At 64.4% G+C, this 18,855-nt stretch carries 11 protein-coding genes and 1 pseudogene; 8 read left to right on the top strand and 4 right to left on the bottom strand.

Annotated elements, in window-relative coordinates; translation table 11 throughout:
• Positions 1 to 68: 68 nt before the first annotated feature.
• From BMX78_RS22675 to BMX78_RS23340, 3 genes are all read left to right on the top strand, one after another.
• Positions 69 to 389: a hypothetical protein gene (locus BMX78_RS22675; RefSeq protein ID WP_139204858.1), complete on the top strand. Its 321-nt coding sequence runs from the start codon at positions 69 to 71 to the stop codon at positions 387 to 389.
• Between the two features lie 53 nt (positions 390 to 442).
• Positions 443 to 1,708: an MFS transporter gene (locus BMX78_RS02585; RefSeq protein WP_286138747.1), complete on the top strand. Its 1,266-nt coding sequence runs from the start codon at positions 443 to 445 to the stop codon at positions 1,706 to 1,708.
• Positions 1,709 to 2,157: 449 nt separating this feature from the next.
• Positions 2,158 to 2,745, top strand: coding sequence for a TolB-like translocation protein (locus BMX78_RS23340; RefSeq protein WP_286138748.1), 588 nt, complete (start codon positions 2,158 to 2,160; stop codon positions 2,743 to 2,745).
• Between the two features lie 237 nt (positions 2,746 to 2,982).
• Here BMX78_RS23340 and BMX78_RS23345 read toward each other — a convergent pair.
• Positions 2,983 to 3,138, bottom strand: a pseudogene (locus BMX78_RS23345) (transposase); the annotation flags it as partial.
• Between the two features lie 13 nt (positions 3,139 to 3,151).
• Here BMX78_RS23345 and BMX78_RS22985 point away from each other — a divergent pair.
• Positions 3,152 to 3,307: a hypothetical protein gene (locus BMX78_RS22985; protein WP_170850639.1), complete on the top strand. Its 156-nt coding sequence runs from the start codon at positions 3,152 to 3,154 to the stop codon at positions 3,305 to 3,307.
• A 39-nt stretch (positions 3,308 to 3,346) separates the two neighbouring features.
• Here BMX78_RS22985 and BMX78_RS02600 read toward each other — a convergent pair whose 3' ends face one another.
• Positions 3,347 to 8,893, bottom strand: coding sequence for a DUF4082 domain-containing protein (locus BMX78_RS02600; RefSeq protein ID WP_091415908.1), 5,547 nt, complete (start codon positions 8,891 to 8,893; stop codon positions 3,347 to 3,349).
• Positions 8,894 to 9,292: 399 nt separating this feature from the next.
• On the opposite strand from BMX78_RS02600, the gene smc reads away from it, so the two are divergent.
• A complete protein-coding gene (smc, locus tag BMX78_RS02605) occupies positions 9,293 to 12,877 on the top strand; it encodes a chromosome segregation protein SMC (RefSeq protein ID WP_170850662.1) in 3,585 nt (1,194 codons plus the stop codon).
• A 25-nt stretch (positions 12,878 to 12,902) separates the two neighbouring features.
• Positions 12,903 to 14,111, top strand: coding sequence for a signal recognition particle-docking protein FtsY (gene ftsY / locus BMX78_RS02610; protein WP_091415911.1), 1,209 nt, complete (start codon positions 12,903 to 12,905; stop codon positions 14,109 to 14,111).
• 20 nt (positions 14,112 to 14,131) lie between these two features.
• Here the strand turns inward: ftsY and BMX78_RS02615 are convergent, their stop codons facing one another.
• Positions 14,132 to 15,373 carry an MFS transporter gene (locus tag BMX78_RS02615; RefSeq protein ID WP_091415912.1) on the bottom strand — a complete coding sequence of 414 codons (1,242 nt, stop codon included), beginning with the start codon at positions 15,371 to 15,373 and terminating at the stop codon, positions 14,132 to 14,134.
• Positions 15,374 to 15,600: 227 nt separating this feature from the next.
• On the opposite strand from BMX78_RS02615, the gene BMX78_RS02620 reads away from it, so the two are divergent.
• Positions 15,601 to 16,959: an ammonium transporter gene (locus BMX78_RS02620; protein ID WP_091415915.1), complete on the top strand. Its 1,359-nt coding sequence runs from the start codon at positions 15,601 to 15,603 to the stop codon at positions 16,957 to 16,959.
• Complete coding sequence (locus BMX78_RS02625; protein ID WP_015937412.1) at positions 16,956 to 17,294, top strand: P-II family nitrogen regulator; 339 nt, start codon at positions 16,956 to 16,958, stop codon at positions 17,292 to 17,294. The genes BMX78_RS02620 and BMX78_RS02625 overlap by 4 nt, the downstream gene beginning before the upstream one ends.
• 122 nt (positions 17,295 to 17,416) lie before the next feature.
• Here the strand turns inward: BMX78_RS02625 and BMX78_RS02630 are convergent, their stop codons facing one another.
• Positions 17,417 to 18,820: a glucose-6-phosphate dehydrogenase gene (locus BMX78_RS02630; protein ID WP_091415917.1), complete on the bottom strand. Its 1,404-nt coding sequence runs from the start codon at positions 18,818 to 18,820 to the stop codon at positions 17,417 to 17,419.
• Positions 18,821 to 18,855 lie beyond the last annotated feature (35 nt).

The raw sequence follows: 18,855 nt of genomic DNA on the forward strand, positions 1-18,855 counted from the left end.
TACCGTCGTCGCCGCCAGCCTTGGTAAGTAAGCCGTTGCCGGCAACAGCTTCATCCCAAGGGAAGATTGTGGAGGGCTTTCCCTCGCAAGTACTTCCCTTTCCCGACCGGACTGTCATTGTTTTCACGGGCGTAAGCTCAACAGGAGATCTCCTTCAATCGACCGCAGAAGGCATCGTCGATTTGGCCGTTGAAAAGGTGACAGGGCATTTCCAGCAGGTTCTGCAAGGTGCCGGATTCCGCTCGGAGGAAGCCGCGGCTGGCGCTGGGCGGCAAGCCCTCCATCTGACCCGCGGAAGCGATTCAGTCTCCATCGCCCTGTCCATGACCGGCACCGGCAGCACCCGATTCTCGCTGTTGGCAAACTTCCATACAGAGCCGGGGTCATAGCTTTGTACATCTCGATGTCCGACCGTCACGGCGGAAAGGGAAACGCTCAGGGAATGGCGGTGGATAAGGCACATCGTCCGGCCGTCCGGTTCAGGCTTTCGCCAGTTATCCTTTGGCTGGGTGTGGTGAGTATGGCCACTGACATCTCTTCGGAATCAGTGGCCGCAATCCTTCCGCTTTACATCACCGGATTCCTGGGGCTTTCCGTGATCGCCTTCGGGATCATCGACGGAATTAACCAGGGTGCAAGTGCTTTGGTGCGTATAGCGGCAGGCTGGGCGTCCGACAGACTGGGAAGGCCGAAGCCTGTAGCGCTTGCCGGATACGGATTGTCCTTGCTGGCGCGCGTGGGATTCCTCTTCGCGGGCGGATTTTGGTCACTTGCTGCGGTCGTCACCGGCGACCGGATCGGCAAGGGCATCAGGACAGCCCCACGCGATGCCCTTATCTCCACTGCGGCCCAGCCGGAATACTTGGCACGGCACTTCGGCGTGCACCGAATGCTCGACAACATCGGAGCCGCAGCGGGGCCCCTGATCGCCTTTGTGACACTTTTCCTGATTCCCGGCGGATATGGCACGGTTTTCGTGGTGTCCCTGGCTTTCGCAGCGATCGGTGTCGCAGCCCTCGCCCTGGTGGTGCCAGACCGGAGAAGCGTGCGATCGCCGCGCTCGTCCAGCCGGGGGCGAGAGTTCGACAACCAAGTCCGGGGACGTGGCGGGCTACTGCGGATTCATTGGCATTTGTTCCGTAAACCCGGGCTTGGCCGACTACTGACCGCATCCGCGTTGCTTGGCCTGCTCACTGTAGGAGACGGGTTCATCTATCTGGCCCTGCAGGATCGGGATGACTTCGCGGTTCACTGGTTTCCCTTGCTGTACGTCGGCACCAATGTCGTCTTCCTGTTACTGGCAATCCCCATGGGCCGACTCGCCGACCGCTACGGCAGGGGGAAGGTGTTCCTGGCTGGTCATCTGGCGCTGCTGGCATGCTACTGCTGTGCAGCAGTACCGGTAGGCGGACTTGGGCCGACACTGCTGTGCCTGACGCTGTTGGGAGCCTTCTATGCGGCAACTGACGGAGTCCTTGCCGCCTTTGCCAGCCAACTGACCCCGCCGGACCTCCTTGCTACCGGCATTGGGACCGTGCAGACCGTGATGGCGCTGAGCCGCGTAGCTTCATCCACCCTCTTCGGCCTTCTGTGGTTCACCTGGGGGCCGGCAGCAGCCATGGTTGTGGTCGGTAGTCTCCTTGCCGTTGCGCTTCCTGCCTCTTTCGTTATTCTGCGGAAAGCCGAACGGCAGGCAGCGTCGGCATGATCCAAGGGGCCACGGGTGGCGGTCGTCTCCGCTGGATTGTTCTTCTGATGGTGACGGGCCTCGTCCTTGCAGGCGCGGGCCTCTATGCCGTGTCTGCCTTCCAGCGCCTGCAGGAGAGCAGTGCCGCTGCGCCATCCGTTGAGGTCATTTCGGAAGGCAAGGTCTTGCCAAGTGGCTCCTTTGTTCTTTTCCGCAATACTGCCGCCGGGCAGGGGTATGGAATGGCGGCTACTGTTTCCTCGGCTGACCCTGCGGGCCCAAGGACCATGGGCGGAGCATTTTGCGACAGGGTGTACTCCGCTGGGTCGAAAGTCATCTGCCTCAGCACAAACCGTGGTCTGCTCACAAGCTTCGAGGCCTCAGTCTACGCACCCGACTGGAAACGGCTTGAAAGTTGGGCACTTCGGGGAATCCCCAGCAGAACACGACTGAGCGGGGACGGCGCACTTGTGGCAACCACTGTTTTTGTCACGGGCCACTCATACGCGGGCACGGGGTTTTCCACTGAAACTGTCATTAGGAGTCTGGACGGCACAACGCCGGCGGCCAATCTGGAGGCCTTTGCACTGCTGGTGAATGGCCAGCAGGTTACTGCCGCTGACCGAAACATCTGGGGTGTTACCTTCGTCCCAAGCCAGGCAGACGTCTTTTACGCCACAGCAGCATCTTCCGGACGTCATTGGCTGGTACGAGGCAGCATTGCCAACCGCACCTTGACAGCAATTCACGACGGTGTTGAATGCCCGTCCATCTCGCCGGACGGGACCCGGATTGCTTACAAGAAGAACACTGGAGCGGGCCTCATTCCCCATTGGAAGGCTGCAGTCCTTGACCTGGCCACTGGAACGGAAACAGTCTTGGGCGAGACCCGAAGCATAGATGACCAGATTGAGTGGCTCGACAACGCTTCCCTACTGTACGGACTGCCGCGAACAGGTGAGGCAGGGGACTCAGATATCTGGCGGATTCCTGCTCGCGCCGGAAGTAGCCCGGAGCTGTATATAGAGCATGCTTGGTCGCCCTCTGTGGCGCCATAGGGCAGAAGCCTGACCCGCAGGCCCTCAGGTGGGGCGTACAGCAGTCGTTGGCCGGTTCCTCAGCAGTCCCCGGTAACAGGGGGGTCATCCAGGCCTCGTGCATCCCTGGTTGAAGACAAATCGGACGGTGGGTGAGTCGATAAGGTCAAGAGCCGCGCGGTTGGGGTTCTCCAGGAATACGGTTCCGAGGCTGTCAGCTCCGAGGGTCCACCATCGTACGTTCGGTCGCGGCGATTGTTCGGGGAATCCGGCGAGGCCGCCACAGCACACAATGAGCGCATCCTTGACGCCGCGGTTGGCCACTCCGGCACAGAGACCTGCCCAGAGTTTCGCGCCTTCGCTGGCTCCGATCAAGATGCCCAGGACGTGTTTGATGCCCTCCGTGTCTATGCCATGCCCAGGGTATATGCGCGGCGCGGTTCTGGACCAGGTGCCCGGTCAGTTCCGCCTGCAACCCGCGTTGAATCGTGGCTTTGAGTTGCTGGATGAAGCCGTCCTTGCCATCAAGCTCAAGCCGGCCGGCATCTATTTGTTCACCACCCTGCAGTTTCCACCAACCTGAGGTCTGCTAACGAGTAGCGAACGTGATGGGCCGGTACTGCTAAACAGCAGGAGAAAACACCACATCCACGAAATAGTTGGTGGCGTTTGCGGTGCGGTTGGGCACAGCGGTGCCGGAGCCGTAGCGGTACAGGCCGTTCTTTGCGGCCGGAGCCGTCAGATATCCACTTGTCCAGGCGCGTGTAAAGAATGCGGACGTGAAGGAGTACCGGCCTACGGGAGCGTTGTATGAAACGACGTAGTCGGTGCCCTCGGCCAACCTGATAGCGGGGGACAGAACTGCCGTCTGCCAGCCAGTCGCAGTCTCATTCACAAAGGCAACCCGGGCGAGACGGGTGCCCGCGGAGTTCCAGAGTGACCCGTAGTGAACGCCTGTGTTGAGGGGGCCCTTGAAGAAGCGGATTCCAGTCACCATTCCCGTCCGGGAGGCGCGGAAGGTTACTCCCAGTTCAATCGCGCTGGTTTCGCTTGAGCTCGTAACCGTCGGCGTGAGCGTGCCGAAGAGGGACTGGTCCGGCGGGTTGGCCGTGGTGAATGCCCAGCTCGTAGCTGGCAGCGGTGTCCCATCCGTGGATGCGACGCTGACGGTCCGCACGGTTACCTGGACGTTGGCAGGAAGTAGTTGGGCAGGCGAAAAGGTGATGGTCCGTCCGTCGGTGGAGAGAGCTGACGTGCCGGCGATGGAAGTCCCTGCCAACAACAGCTCAAGAGTGGATCCGGACCCGGCACTTGAGGAAAGCGACAGTGCCGGTTTTACATCCCGCGCGACGTTGGTGGCATCGGATGCTGGCGACTGCGACATGATGGTGAAGGAAGCCGAGGGAGGGGCTGGCGTCCCTCCAAATATTACGTCTACCAAGTAGCTGGTGGTGGAGCTGTTGACCGGATAGGCGGAGCCATTGGCGTAGGCGCCTGATCCGCCGGTGGTGCGTAGTGGTCCGCTGGTGAAGCCGGTGTTGAAGCCGCCGGGTGTTGCTGAGTAGGTGCCGGTTGGGGTGGTGTAGGCGGCGATGTATTCGGTGTTGGCGGTGATGGGGACGGGTTGGCTGAAGTTCATGCTCTGCCAGCCGGCGGTGGTTTCGTTGGTGAAGGTGATGGTGGCCAGTTGTTGGCCGCCTGTGGTGAAGAGGGTGCCGGTGTGGGTTCCGGTGTTGCCGGCTGCTTTGTAGAAGCGAAGGCCGGTGATGTTTCCGTCGGCTGAGCTGGCGAAGCGTACGCCGAGGGTGAGCGGGACGCCGTCTTTGATTTCCATGGTGGTGGGGGTGACGGTGTCCTGGTAGAGGGTGCAGGGGCATGTGCCTTCAGTCCGCGGTGCGGGCACCGTGGTGAAGGTCCAGGTGTTGCCTGCGCTGAGTTGCTGTCCTGTGGTGGAGGTCGCGCTCAGGGTTGCGGTGTAGGTGGTTGCGGTCGCCAGAGCGGCAGCGGGTGTGAAGGTGGTTTTGCCCGTGGCCGCGTCGTAGGCGGAGGTCCCGTTCACGGCTGTTGTGCCGGGGCCGGTGAGGGTGAGTTTTACCGTGGATGCGGTGGCGGGTTTGGACAGAATTACGGACACCGGGCTGTCCACCGCGACGCTTGACGAGCCAGGCAGCGGTGACTGGTTCACCCCGGCAAAGGGCGGGTCAGCCTGCTGGAACACAAGGTCCACGAGGTAACTGGAATTGGATGATGAGCCTGGGAAGGCGCCTGAATAGGTGAAGGCGCCTGATCCGCCGGTGGTGCGTAGTGGTCCGCTGGTGAAGCCGGTGTTGAAGCCGCCGGGTGTTGCTGAGTAGGTGCCGGTTGGGGTGGTGTAGGCGGCGATGTATTCGGTGTTGGCGGTGATGGGGACGGGTTGGCTGAAGTTCATGCTCTGCCAGCCGGCGGTGGTTTCGTTGGTGAAGGTGATGGTGGCCAGTTGTTGGCCGCCTGTGGTGAAGAGGGTGCCGGTGTGGGTTCCGGTGTTGCCGGCTGCTTTGTAGAAGCGAAGGCCGGTGATGTTTCCGTCGGCTGAGCTGGCGAAGCGTACGCCGAGGGTGAGCGGGACGCCGTCTTTGATTTCCATGGTGGTGGGGGTGACGGTGTCCTGGTAGAGGGTGCAGGGGCATGTGCCTTCAGTCCGCGGTGCGGGCACCGTGGTGAAGGTCCAGGTGTTGCCTGCGCTGAGTTGCTGTCCTGTGGTGGAGGTCGCGCTCAGGGTTGCGGTGTAGGTGGTTGCGGTCGCCAGAGCGGCAGCGGGTGTGAAGGTGGTTTTGCCCGTGGCCGCGTCGTAGGCGGAGGTCCCGTTCACGGCTGTTGTGCCGGGGCCGGTGAGGGTGAGTTTTACCGTGGATGCGGTGGCGGGTTTGGACAGAATTACGGACACCGGGCTGTCCACCGCGACGCTTGACGAGCCAGGCAGCGGTGACTGGTTCACCCCGATGAAGGGCGGGTCCGGGTATTGCACCACCACATCAACGAGGTAGCTGGCGGACGAGCGGGACCCGGGGAAATCGGTGGAGTAGGAGTAGGCTCCCGCGTCGGAGGCCGCCCGCAGGTTCCCAACGCTCAGACCCGAACCAAAACCATTAACAGTCGCGGAATAGGTGCCGGTTGTCGACTTGTAGGCCACAACGTACTCGGTGTTCGCATTCATGGCCACTGGCTCATTGAAGTACGCCGTCTGCCAGCCCGAAGTACTTTCGTTGGCGAAAGTAACGGTGGCCAACTGTTCCCCGGAGGCCGTGAAGAGGAATCCGTTGTGGGTTCCGTTGTTCCCTGCGGACTTGAAGAACCTGACGCCGGTAACGGTCCCGCCGGCAGTGCTGGAGAACCTCACCCCTAAGGTGAGCGGTACGCCATCGCGGATCTCCTGGATGCCGGGAGCCACGGAATCGTCATAGAAGCTGCAGGGGCAGGTACCGGGCGGCGGCGGCGAAACCACCGTGGTGAAGGACCAGCTTCCCCCTGCTGTCAGCGACCCTCCCCCCGTTGCCGCGGCGCTCAACGTGACCGTGAACTTCGTGGCCAAGGCCAGCGGAGCGCTCGGGGTGAAGGTGACCTTGCGGGCCACAGAATCGTAGGCTGTGGAGCCGGCAACGGTTGATCCATCGGCCGCCTTGAGTGTGAAGTTTATAGTCGACGCCGTGACAGGCTTTGAGAAGACGGCCCCGGCTGTAGTGCCCTGGGGCACACTCGATGAGCCGTCCAATGGCCATTGCCCGCCGGCGGTCAGCGGGGTGTTGTCGACGGTATCAAAAACGGCATCGACGAAGTAGTTGCCGTTGCCGTAGCTGTTGGTGGGGTAGGAATCGGCCGATCCGTAGACACCTGCCGGCTCACTCCCGAATCCGCCGGCGACAGTCAGCGGGGGCTCCGAAAAGCCGAAGCTGGCCCACTGATAATCTTTGATGGCGTAATGCCCGTTGGGCGCCTTGTACGAGACTGTGTATTTGGTGCCGGCCGTCACGGCAACTGGCTGTGAAAAGAGGACCTTTTGCCAGCCTGAGGAAGTTTCGTTGCCGAAAGTCGCTGTTGCCAGCCGCTGGCCGGCTGCATTCCATAGTGACCCCGTGTGGGTTCCGATGTTGGCAGTGCTCTTGTAGAACCGAACGCCGGTGACGAAGCCGTCCAGAGTGGGAGTGATTTTCATACCCAACTCGTACGCACCGCCGTCCTTGGAATCCGGCACTGCCGGCACCTGCTGGCCAAAGACAGTGTAAGGTCCGGGCACCTGGATGTTGCGGGTGGCGGTGGCTCCGATGTTGGCGCTGTCGTCGACCGCACGAACTTGGAACATGGAGGTGGTCAGCCCTTTTTGAATGTACGTGTAGGTCCAGTTCTGCTTTCCTTGGGCAGGATGCCACGATTTGCCGCCGTCTGTAGAGACTTCGACGCCAGACACAACGCCGCCGGGGTCCGTCGCGGTCCCTGAAGCGGTGACGCTGGTGCCGTGAGGAACGCTCGCACCCTCAGCGGGTGAACTGATGGTAACTGACGGTCCGGCCACATCAGTGCTGGCCACAGCCGCTGCGAGGGCTGGGTCCCGGGTGCCCGGTTGCGCACCCATGTCGGCAAGCAGGTTGATCTGTGCCTGCTGGATCCGAGGATCAGCAGCCGCGCCTTCACCGTCGTGTTCCTGGTCAAGGCCCCATGTCCACTGGACGGTACCTGCACCGAACACGAGCGCTCCGCTTGGCGCTCTGTAGAGCGTCAGGTTGTGTGTCGTCGTTCCCGGCTGGACGGTGTTGCCGAAATCCTGGAGGTATTGGACTGTTGGCCCAGTAGTAGTGGACAACCGAATCAGCCCGGCTGGACGGAACCCGTTGTCCAGGTCTTCGTCGGATTCGTAGCCGACAGTGTGCTGTGCCAAAGCGGCGGACGCTCCGGGTGCAAGGGATGCAAGAGAAGTGTTCCGCCACAGCCGGGTTTTGCCTTCAGCTGCACTGACGGTGATGGGAAGGTCAGTGTAGTTCGACATGTAAATCGTCCCGGTCAACGCATTCTCGGGCAATCCGCCTCCGTTTGCCGGCGCTGCGTAGCGGGGGTCACGCCAAGTACCCGTCCATTCCATGCTCGGGTCAATCTTTCCACTGGCCCAGGTTTCCTTGTAGGACGTAATCGTGCGGTGGGCAGCACCGTCCACCGGCGACGGCTCGTAGCGGGTGCGCCAGTACACTTCATTGCCCGAGAGGAACTGCAGGTTTACACCGGCATCGCGGGCAGCCTCAACATTGGTCCGCTGTGCGCCGGACCAGTATTCGTCGTGGCCAACAGACAGGAAGGCTTTGTGGTTGCGCAGCAACGCGCCGCTGCGGTCCGTGTCCAGGCCGCTGATGTAGCTGACGTCGTAGCCATTCTTTTCCAGGAAGCGGACCAGGGGGTATTCGTTGCTGAAATAGAAGTCCCTTCCTTCCGAATCACCTCTGGTTGCAAAGGGCCTGTTGTAGCTGATCTTGTAGGCGCGGCCATTCACTGCACCCTGGTAGAAGTCAGCTCCGCCATAAGTGTTGTACGCCTGCCAGGTTGTATCCGAGGTCTGGAAAACGATATTCGAGCGGCTGCTGTCGTTGCGGACGATGAATGCAATGTGGCTTTGGCCACCTGTGTCCGGCCTGCTGAGCAATGCGACGTAAACACCGGACACAGCGTCTGCCGGCACCTGCCAAGTGGCTGAAACCGCCCAAGTGCCGCAGTCGTACAGCTCGGTGGTGTTATCGGACAGACACTGTGGCTGGGACTGTCGCAGGACCGACGGGGTGACGTCAGCGATCTTACGGGCGCCCAAGCCCTGGTACCAGCCGGTGCGGTAGATTCGGATGGAGTAATTGGCCGCGTTGGTATCAATCTTGAATCGCACCGCCTGTCCCGCATTGGTGCTCATCTCCGTGGCGAAGCCCTGAATGTCGGAATCCCCGGCGCCGTTGATGTCCCATTCTGAGGGCGGACTGCCGGGCTTGGAGTTTTCGCACGCAATTGGGTTGATTAGCGGAGCACAGGGGTCTGCCGCCGCAGCCCTGGTGAGGAGGTTTGGCAGCCCCACTGGAAGCAGGGCCGCTACGAGTGCGATGACAAGCGGGAGGACAACCCGCTGGAAGGCTGTCAGTTGTCGCACGGCGGTGGATGCGGGCATGTGAACTCCTGGATTGAGTGCGCTTTCGCAAAGCTGGTCCAAGGCGAATTGCCTTTGGATCTATGCCGCACCCCCAGGGGCAGCCAAGCCAAGATATTCAGTTGTCCAGCGGCCGATCGTTGATACTGCCCACCCATGCCGTCTGCACCAGCGTGGATTAGGCCTGGAGGAACCGGTCCGTCGGACCCGCATGAGACCACCAAGCCAAGCAGCGTCTAGCAACCTGTTGCTGCGAGTGTAGGCTCGGCAAAAATCGGCTGCAAGGCATCTTGCGCCTTATCGGCGGAACCCGCAAAACTGTGTGGAACCCCGCAATCAGCCGCCTTTGGACCACGACGCAGTAGATTTGGTGCAGGGAAGAAGCACTCGCCCCACGCCATCCAGGAGATCCGAAAAGCCTTGCACCTCAAAAGCCTGACCGTCCGGGGGTTCAAGTCCTTTGCGTCCGCCACCACCTTCGAGTTCGAACCCGGCGTCACCGCCGTGGTGGGCCCGAACGGCTCCGGCAAGTCCAATGTGGTGGATGCCCTGGCCTGGGTCATGGGGGAGCAAGGGGCCAAGACCCTGCGCGGCGGGAAGATGGAAGATGTCATCTTCGCGGGAACCTCTGGCCGGCCACCACTGGGGCGCGCCCACGTCTCGCTGACGATTGACAACACCGACGGCGCACTGCCCATCGAGTACAGCGAGGTGACCATCTCGCGGACACTATTCCGGGCGGGCGGCTCCGAGTACGCCATCAATGGCGCAAGCTGCCGCCTGCTCGATATCCAGGAGCTGCTGTCCGATTCCGGACTGGGCCGCGAGATGCACGTCATCGTGGGCCAGGGCCAGCTGGACAGAGTCCTGCATGCCACTCCGGAGGACCGCCGCGGTTTTATCGAGGAAGCCGCCGGCATCCTCAAACACCGGCGCCGCAAGGAACGGACCGTGCGCAAGCTCGAGGCCATGCAGGCCAACCTGCAGCGCCTGACCGACCTCACCGGAGAAATCAGGCGCCAGCTGACCCCGCTGGGCAAACAGGCCGAGGTTGCCCGCAGGGCCCAGCGCGTCCAGTTCGACGTCCGTGACGCCAGGGCAAGGCTTTTGGCGGATGACCTTGTCCAGTTGCAGCAGGCCCTCGAGCAGGACGTCGCCGACGAAGCCGCCCTGAAAACCCGGCGGGCCGCCGTCGAACAGGAACTTGAGGCCGGCCGCCGGCAGCAGGCCGCCCTGGAGCAGCTGGCCGCCGAGGCTACGCCGAAACTCAATGCCGCACGCGACAGCTGGTACCGGTTGACGGCTTCGCGTGAGCGGCTCCGCTCCCTCGGCTCGCTGGCCCAGGAACGCAGCCGCCTGCTCGGTTCCGCCGAGCCCGCCCCGGCCGGCCGTGATCCCGAACAGCTGGAACGCCAGGCCGCCCGGGTCCGCGAAGAACTGGCAGAACTCGAACGCCACATCCTGGACAAGCGCAGGGCCCTTGAGACCGCCAGCGCAGCAAAGGCGGACGCCGAAGCCGCCGCGCTGGCCGAAGACAAGCGGCTGACCGCAGTGTTGCGGGCCGCCGCCGACCGGCGTGAAGGACTGGCGCGGCTGGCCGGGCAGGTTGCCGCTGCGCGGTCACGGGTGGAATCCGCGCAGGCCGAATTGGGCCGGCTCCGGGAATCCCAGTCCGCCGGGCTGGAGCGCCGCGCCCGCGCCCAATCCGAGTTCACCGCGCTGGAAAACCAGGTGGCAGGGGTTGAAGAGGGCGAGGAATCCCTTGATGCCGAGTACGAGGCCGCCAGCGAGGCCCTGGACGCGGTGTTGCAGGACATCTCGTCGCTGACCGCCGCGGTCAGCGAGGGAATCCGGAAGCGTGATGCCCTCGCGGCGCGCCTCGACGCCCTGAGACTTGGCCTCACCAGGAAAGACGGCGCAGGGCACGTCCTGCAGGCAGGCCTGGACGGAGTGCTGGGGACCCTCGCCGCGGAGCTCACCGTGGAACCCGGCTTCGAATCTGCAATAGCCGCTGCGTTGGGGGAGGCCTCGGAGGCGGTACTCGTCCGGGACGGCGAAACAGCGGCCGCAGTGGTTCAGGTCCTTAAGGATGACGACGCCGGGCGCGCGGCGCTCCTGCTGGCTTCCGCGGGTGCCACGTCCGGAGCCGGGGGCCGCCCGCCTTCCCTCCCCGAGGGAGCCGTCTGGGCTGCAAGTCTCATCACGGACGCCGGCGGCTTCGGCCCTGCAGTGGGGAGCCTGCTGGACGGCACCGCCGTCGTCGCCGATATCGAGGCGGCCGCCCACGTGGTGTCAGCCCATCCAGCGATCACCGCGGTCACCCGGGATGGGGATATTTTCACAGCGGTATCCGTCACGGGCGGATCAGCCAAGGCGCCGTCGCTCCTGGAAGTCCAGGCGGCGGTGGACGACGCCGAAGGCCGGCTTTCAGCCGTCACAGCTGAGCTTGAGCGGAGCAGGTTCGCCCTTGCCGGCGCCGAGGCCCGGCGGTCCGGGGCGCAGGAACGTGCCGACGCCGCCCTCGACCGCCTGCATGAATCGGATGCACGGCTCGCTGCCGTCGCCGAACGCCTGGGACACCTCAACTCCGTCCTCCGCAGCGCCGTGGGTGAAAGCGAGAGACTCGCGGCGTCGCTGGCGCGGGCCGAAGAAAATGTCGGAGCGGAGGAGGAAGCGCTCGCGGCCGTGGCCGCGAGGCTGGCAGCTGCCCAGGAAGCACCATTGGAGCAGGAGCCTTCCACGGAACATCGTGATGCCCTGGCCGCGGCCGCATCCGCCGCCCGCGCTGCCGAGGTGGAGGCCCGCCTCTCGCTGCGCAGTGCCGAGGAACAACTGGCGGCCACCAGAAACCGGGTCTCCTCCCTGGAGCGAGCGGCGGCTGCTGAGCGCCGCGCGCGGGAGGAAGCAGCCGAACGCGCCCGGCGCCGCCGCGCCCAGGCGAAACGTGCAGCGGCAGTCGGAGCCGCCGTCGAACTGGCCCTGCGGTACATGGATGTGTCCGTGGACCTCGCACGGCACGAACGCGACCTTGCGGAGGAGAACCGGGAACAGCGGGACCGTGAACTGCTGCACCTCCGGACAACGAACGACACCTTCGCCCGCGAACTCGCCGAGCTCACGGACAACGTGCACCGGGATGAGCTGGCCCGCGCACAGCAGCTGGCCCGGATCGAGGCCCTCGAAAGCCGGTCCATTGATGAGCTGGGAATTACCCCGGACGCCCTGGTGGCGGACTACGGGCCCAATGTGCCCGTTCCGGTTCCCGCCGAAGAAAGCGGCGACAAATGGGCTGCCCTGCGCGCCCCGGTGGATGCCGGCGGAACAGAGATTGTCGAAGGAAAGCCCTACGTCCGCGAGGAGCAGGAGAAACGGCTCCGCAAGGCCGAACGTGATCTCGCCAGCCTGGGCCGCGTCAACCCCCTGGCGCTGGAGGAATTCGCCGCGCTCGAGGAGCGCCACCAGTTCCTCAGCACCCAGCTGGAAGACCTCAAAGCCAGCCGCAAGGACCTGCTGGACATCATCAAGGAAGTGGATGACCGCGTGCAGCGGGTCTTCACCGAAGCCTTCGAAGACACCCAGGCGCAGTTCATCCGGGTCTTTGCCAGGTTGTTCCCCGGCGGCGAGGGACGGCTGGTGCTCACCGACCCGGCGGACATGCTGACCACCGGCATCGAGGTGGAGGCCCGGCCTGCCGGCAAAAAGATCAAGCGCCTCTCGCTCCTGTCCGGCGGTGAGCGCTCGCTGACCGCCGTCGCCCTGCTGGTGGCCATCTTCAAAGCCCGCCCGTCGCCGTTCTACGTGATGGATGAAGTGGAGGCTGCCCTTGACGACACCAACCTGGGCCGGCTCATCACCATCTTCGAGGAGCTCCGGGAATCGAGCCAGCTCATTGTCATCACCCACCAGAAGCGGACCATGGAAGTGGCCGATGCCCTGTACGGCGTGACCATGAGGGGCGACGGCGTCTCCACCGTGATCAGCCAGCGCCTCGGCGCGGAGTTGTAGGCAGGCCGTATGAGAAGCTAGGGGAGTGAATGACATCCTCCCCATAATTCTGTCCATTGTTGCTGCCTTGGCGGTTATTGGCGGGCTGATTCCGGTCCTGCTCAAGACGCGGAAAAACATCAACCAGTACCCGGGTACCCGCGACGCCAACGATCCCGTCATGCCGCGCGGCGGCAGCACAGCCGTCGATGACAGGCCGTCCACCACAACGGATATCCAAGCGGCCGGCCCGGCGGACGTGGAGGACCTCGACACCACCACAGTCCCGGACGATGCCGCGGGGCTGGAAGTCATCCCGGTCGAGACGCCGCTGCCCGTGGCCGGGCGGCTCATGCGCCTTCGCGAACGGCTGGTCCGCTCCAACAACATCATGGGCAAGGGACTCCTGGCGCTGCTGTCCAGCGACAAGATCGACGAAAGCGTCTGGGACGAAGTCGAGGAAACCCTCCTCCTTGCCGACCTTGGCACCGAACCCACCATGCAGCTGGTTGATGCCCTGCGTGAGCGCGTCAAGGTACTGGGCACCCGGACGCCCGAGCAGGTCAAGGTGCTGCTCCGCGAGGAACTCATCAAGCTCGTTGATCCCACCATGGACCGCACCCTCAACGTCCAGCGGCACGACGACAAGCCCGCCGTGATGATGGTGGTGGGCGTCAACGGCGTCGGCAAGACCACCACCGTGGGCAAGCTTGCCCGCGTGCTCGTGGCGGAGGACAAGGACGTGCTCCTGGGCGCCGCCGATACCTTCCGTGCCGCCGCCGCCGAACAGCTGGCAACCTGGGGCCAGCGGGTGGGTGTGCCAACCGTCAAATCGGATATCGACGGCGCAGACCCCGCCTCGGTCGCCTACGAAGCGGTCAAGGCCGGCATCGACCAGGAGGTCGACGTCGTCATGATCGACACCGCCGGCCGGCTCCAGAACAAGGTTGGCCTGATGGACGAGCTCGGCAAGGTCAAGCGGGTGGTCGAAAAGCTGGCCGAAGTGGATGAGGTCCTCCTGGTGCTCGACGCCACCACCGGCCAGAACGGGCTGAACCAGGCACGGGTGTTCTCCGAGGTGGTCAACATCACGGGTATCGTCCTCACCAAGCTGGACGGTACAGCCAAGGGCGGCATCGTCGTCGCCATCCAAAGGAGCCTCGGCGTTCCGGTCAAGCTCATCGGTCTGGGTGAAGGCGCTGACGACCTTGCACCCTTCGAAGCCGAAGCGTTTGTGGACGCCCTCCTGAACTAGCTGGCCTCGCCGCCAGACCCTCAGGCCTTGGCGGGCCTGAGGGTCTCCCTGGTTCCGAGCCACACGCAGGCCGCAACCACCATGACCCCGCCGGTGACCCCGAAAGCCCAGCCATAGCCCAGGCGGTCCGCCAGCAGACCTGCCACAATGGGCCCAACGATCGCGCCGACGTCGGACACCATCTGGTAGACGGCGAGCACCTTGCCCCCTGACCGCTCGTTGCCGATCACGTCCGCGACGGCCGCCTGCTGGGCCGGCCCGAACAGGCCGGAGCCGACGCCGGCCACCGCTGAGGCGGCCAGGAACCATCCGAGCTGGTCAGCGAAGCCGATGGCCGCTGTAGCGGCGCCCGCCACCAGCAACCCCGCGATCATCATGGGCCTTCGCCCCATGCTGTCCGCCAAGCGTCCGGAAAATGTCAGTGCCGCGGCGTTGCCTGCTGCGAACACGGCCAGTGCCAGCCCCGCGGCCTCCGGCCCGGCGCCGAAGACGGCAGCGGCCAGCAGCGGAACGGTGGCCATCCGCACACCGAAGGTGCCCCACCCGTTTGCGAAGCTGGAGGTCAGCGCGGCCCGGTACGCCCCTGTTGCCAGCGCCTGGCCAAAGTTCATCTCGGGTGCGCGCTGCTGTGCGTCCGCAGATCCGCGGCGCTGGTGGCTCAGCTGCGTCTGTACCACCACCGCGGCAACAATCAGGGCCGCGGCGTACGCCAGGAACGGGACCCGCAGGCCGAACCCGGCCAACAGCCCGCCCATGATGGGACCGCACACGCTGCCGACAAGGAACGCCGACGCATAGGCCCCGGACACCCGGCCGCGGCTCTCCGGCGGTGCCAGCCGGATGACCAGCGCCATCGATGCCACCGTGAACATCACCGAGCCGGCGCCGCCGAGACCGCGGAAGAGCAGAAGCTGCCAGTAGTCCTGGGCAAAGGCGCAGGCGGCCGTGGACCCGGCCACGATCAGCAGCCCGGCCACATAGACGGGCCGTTCCCCGAGCTTGCCGATCAGGCTTCCGCCGGCTGGAGCAAAGACCAGCCGCATAAAAGCGAAGATCGCAACAATCACGGAAGCCTCGGTGTTGCCCACCCCGAATGTCCTGGCGAATTGCGGCAATACGGGCGCAACAAGCCCGAAGCCGAGCGCAATCAGGAACGCAGCGGCAAGCATCACCTTGACGTCCCGGGGCAGCGGGTCCCGCTGGGGCCGAAGGCGGGACAGAATCCTTGAAGTGGCGCCGCTTCCGCGGGGTGCTGCCGTCATGGTGGGCAATTCCTTGCAATGGGGTGGGCCGGGTGCCGGCGTGAATCGTGAAACACAACCGTAACAAGTGCGATATGCACCATTTACTTCCTAGAGGTTGTTGTAACAGGCCGGCAATCTAAATCCTCCGCGGTCGAAACACGCCGACGACACACTTTTTACAGGACGCAAAAAGGCGTTGGCAGGCGGAGGACTTCCGCAAGATTCGATGAGAGAGGACGTGCACCATGGAACTTACCGCAGGTCACGTTTGGATCATGGTGGCGGCAGCCCTTGTGCTGTTCATGACACCAGGTCTGGCATTTTTCTATGGCGGCATGACCCGTGCCAAGGCCGCACTGAACATGATGATGATGAGCTTCATCTCCATCGGCATGGTGGGCGTTGTCTGGGTTCTCTGGGGTGCATCCATGAGCTCGGGCGAAGGTTTCCTGCAGATTGTGGGCAACCCGTTCGCCACCTTCGGCCTCGAGGGGATCGACACCCCTGACGGACTGATCAAGGTCGGCTACGCGGCCACCTTCGCGATCATCACCGTGGCACTGATCAGCGGTGCCATCGCGGACCGTGCCAAGTTCGGCGCCTGGACCGTGTTCGTCCCCGTGTGGGTGACGCTCGTTTACTGCCCGCTGGCCTACATGGTGTGGGGCGGCGGACTGTTCGGCCCCGAGGGCGCAGTAGGCCAGGCACTCGGACCGGCCATTGACTTCGCCGGCGGCACCGTGGTCCACATCAACGCAGGTGTCGCGGCCCTGGTGCTGGTCCTCATCATCGGCAACCGCAAGGGCTTCGGCAAGGACCCGAACCACCGCCCGCACAACATTCCGTTCGTGATGCTCGGTGCGGCCATCCTCTGGTTCGGCTGGTTCGGCTTCAACGGCGGCGCCGCCACCACGGCTGAGCAGGGCGGCCTCATCTGGATCAACACGCTCGCAGCACCGGCGGCAGCCATGCTCGGCTGGCTCGTCACCGAGCGCATCCGCGACGGCCACCCCACCTCGCTGGGCGCAGCCTCAGGTGTTGTTGCCGGCCTCGTGGCCATCACCCCCGCCTGCGCCAACGTCAGCCCCGTCGGCGCCCTCGGCCTCGGCGTGGTAGCCGGCGTGGCCTCGGCCCTGGCCGTGGGACTCAAGTTCCGCTGGGGCTTCGATGACTCGCTGGACGTCGTCGGCGTCCACCTCGTCTCCGGCATCATCGGCACCGTGGCATTGGGCTTCATCGCACTGCCCACCGACGGCGTGGGCGGCGGCCTGTTCTACGGCGGCGGCATGACCCAGATGTGGGCACAGCTCGCGGCGGCCGGAATCGCCATTGCCTACTCGGCCATCCTGACGACCATCATCGCCCTGGCCATCCACAAGACCATGGGCTTCCGGGTCTCGCAGGAACAGGAAACGGTGGGTGTGGACCTCAGCCTGCACGCCGAGACCGCCTACGAGTTCGGTGTCAGCGGCCACGGCGGAAGCTTCCAGCCGCTGCACGACTTGATCACCGGCAAGAACCAGCAGGAAGGCGCGCAGGCTGCTGAAGCGGCTGCTGCGCCGAAGAAGGAATCAGCAACAGGCAAGGAAAGCGTGGGGGCATGAAACTGATCACCGCAATCGTCAGGCCGGAAAAGCTCGAAGCCATCCGGGAAGGACTGGAAGCCTACGGCGTACAGGGCCTGACGGTCAGCGCGGCCAGCGGCTACGGCCGGCAGCGCGGCTACACCGAGGTCTACCGCGGAGCCGAGTACAACGTGGACCTGCTGCCAAAGATCCGGGTGGAAGTCCTGGCCACGGATGAGCAGGCCGATGACATCCTGGACGTCATCATCGCCAGTTCGAACACCGGACGTGCCGGGGACGGCAAGGTGTGGACCATGGACGTCTTCGAAGCGGTCCGGGTGCGCACCGGGGAACGCGGAGTTGCCGCCATCTAGGCAGCTTCTCCTTCCGGCAGGCTAATCCAGCAGATTGAAAGAGCGGGCAGGGAACCGAAAGGTTCCCTGCCCGCTCTTCTGTTGCCCTCTAAGCCTGTACGGCTGCCGGCGCCGCCCGCGGCCTACTCTGCCAGCGGGGTACTGGACCAGTCCGCCGGACCGGCCGACCCGGCGTCGTACTCTTCCATGGGGACGCTGTCCTCCTGCCATGCCTTCAGCACGGGTTCAACGATCCGCCAGCATTCCTCTGCTGTATCGCCCCGCACAGAGAGCAGCGGGTCGCCGGTGAGCACACCCTCCAGGACCTCGCCGTAGGGCAGGAGCTCGGAGGCGCTCAGCTCCGCCTCCAGGGTGATCCGGGACAGGCTGAGGATTTCACCGGGTCCGTTCACATCGACGTCGAACTCGAGGGTGTCCGGCCCGAAGCCGATCCGCAGCTGGTTCGGCGAGTCCACCCCGGTAAAGCCCTTGGGCAAATGGGGGACGGGCCGGAACGTCACCACTGCCTCCTTGCGCTTCACACCCATCGCCTTGCCGGACCGCAGGATGAACGGGACGCCCTTCCAGCGCCAGTTGTCGATTCGCACTTCCAGCTCGGCGAGGGTTTCGGTCCCGCGGGAGGCGTCCACGCCCTCCTCCTTTGCGTAATCCGGCACGTCCTTGCCTCCCACAGTGCCTGCCGTGTAGCGCGCCCGGTGCGTGGACTCCGGGTACGGGGCGGGGACGCTGCCAGCGCGCAGGACCGTGGAAATGGAGTCGCGCAGGTCCCGTTCGCTGATGGTCGACGGCGGTTCCATGGCCATCAGGGCCATGATCTGCAGGAGATGGCTCTGGATCATGTCACGCAGTGCGCCTGCGCCGTCGTAGTAGCGGGCCCGGCCTTCCAGCGCGAGGTCTTCGTCGAAAATGATCTCTACTTTTTCCACGTGATGCCGGTTCCAGACCGGTTCCAGGAAGTTGTTGGCGAACCGCAGGCCCAGGATGTTCAGCACCGTGGCTTTGCCCAGGAAGTGGTCCACGCGGTGGATGTGGTCCTCCGGGACCAGGCGGCCCAGGGTCTGGTTGAGCGAACGTGCGGATTCTTCGCTGGAACCGAACGGCTTTTCCATCACCAGCCGGGTGCCTGCCGGAACCTGCTCCGGGCGGAGCGTCTCGCAGGCCAGTTGGCTGATCCGGGGCGGCAGCGCGAAATAAACGGCGGCAGGGCCCTCGAGGGTGGCGAGCAGCGCCGCCAGGGCGCCGTCGGCTGTGACATCGAGCTGGTGGTAGACCGTCTCCTTTTCCAGGTCCGCCAGGGCGCGTTGTCCCTCGGGGCCCGCAGACTCCGCCGACCCGGCAAAGGACTGATGCACCCTGTCCCGCCATTGCTCCGGAGTCCAGGGATCCGAGCCTGCCCCCACCAGCCGCAGCCCTGCCGCCCGGCCTTTTGCCACGAGGCGTGCGAGGCCCGGCAGGAGCAGCCGGCCGGTGAGGTCTCCGGAAGCGCCGAGGATGAGCAGGGTTTTTACAGTTGTTTGGCTCGTCATTTCGCCAGCATGCCACCTTGCGGGCCGGCTTGGTA

The sequence above is a fragment of the Arthrobacter sp. OV608 genome, assembly GCA_900110595.1.
Classification (GTDB): Bacteria; Actinomycetota; Actinomycetes; order Actinomycetales; family Micrococcaceae; genus Arthrobacter.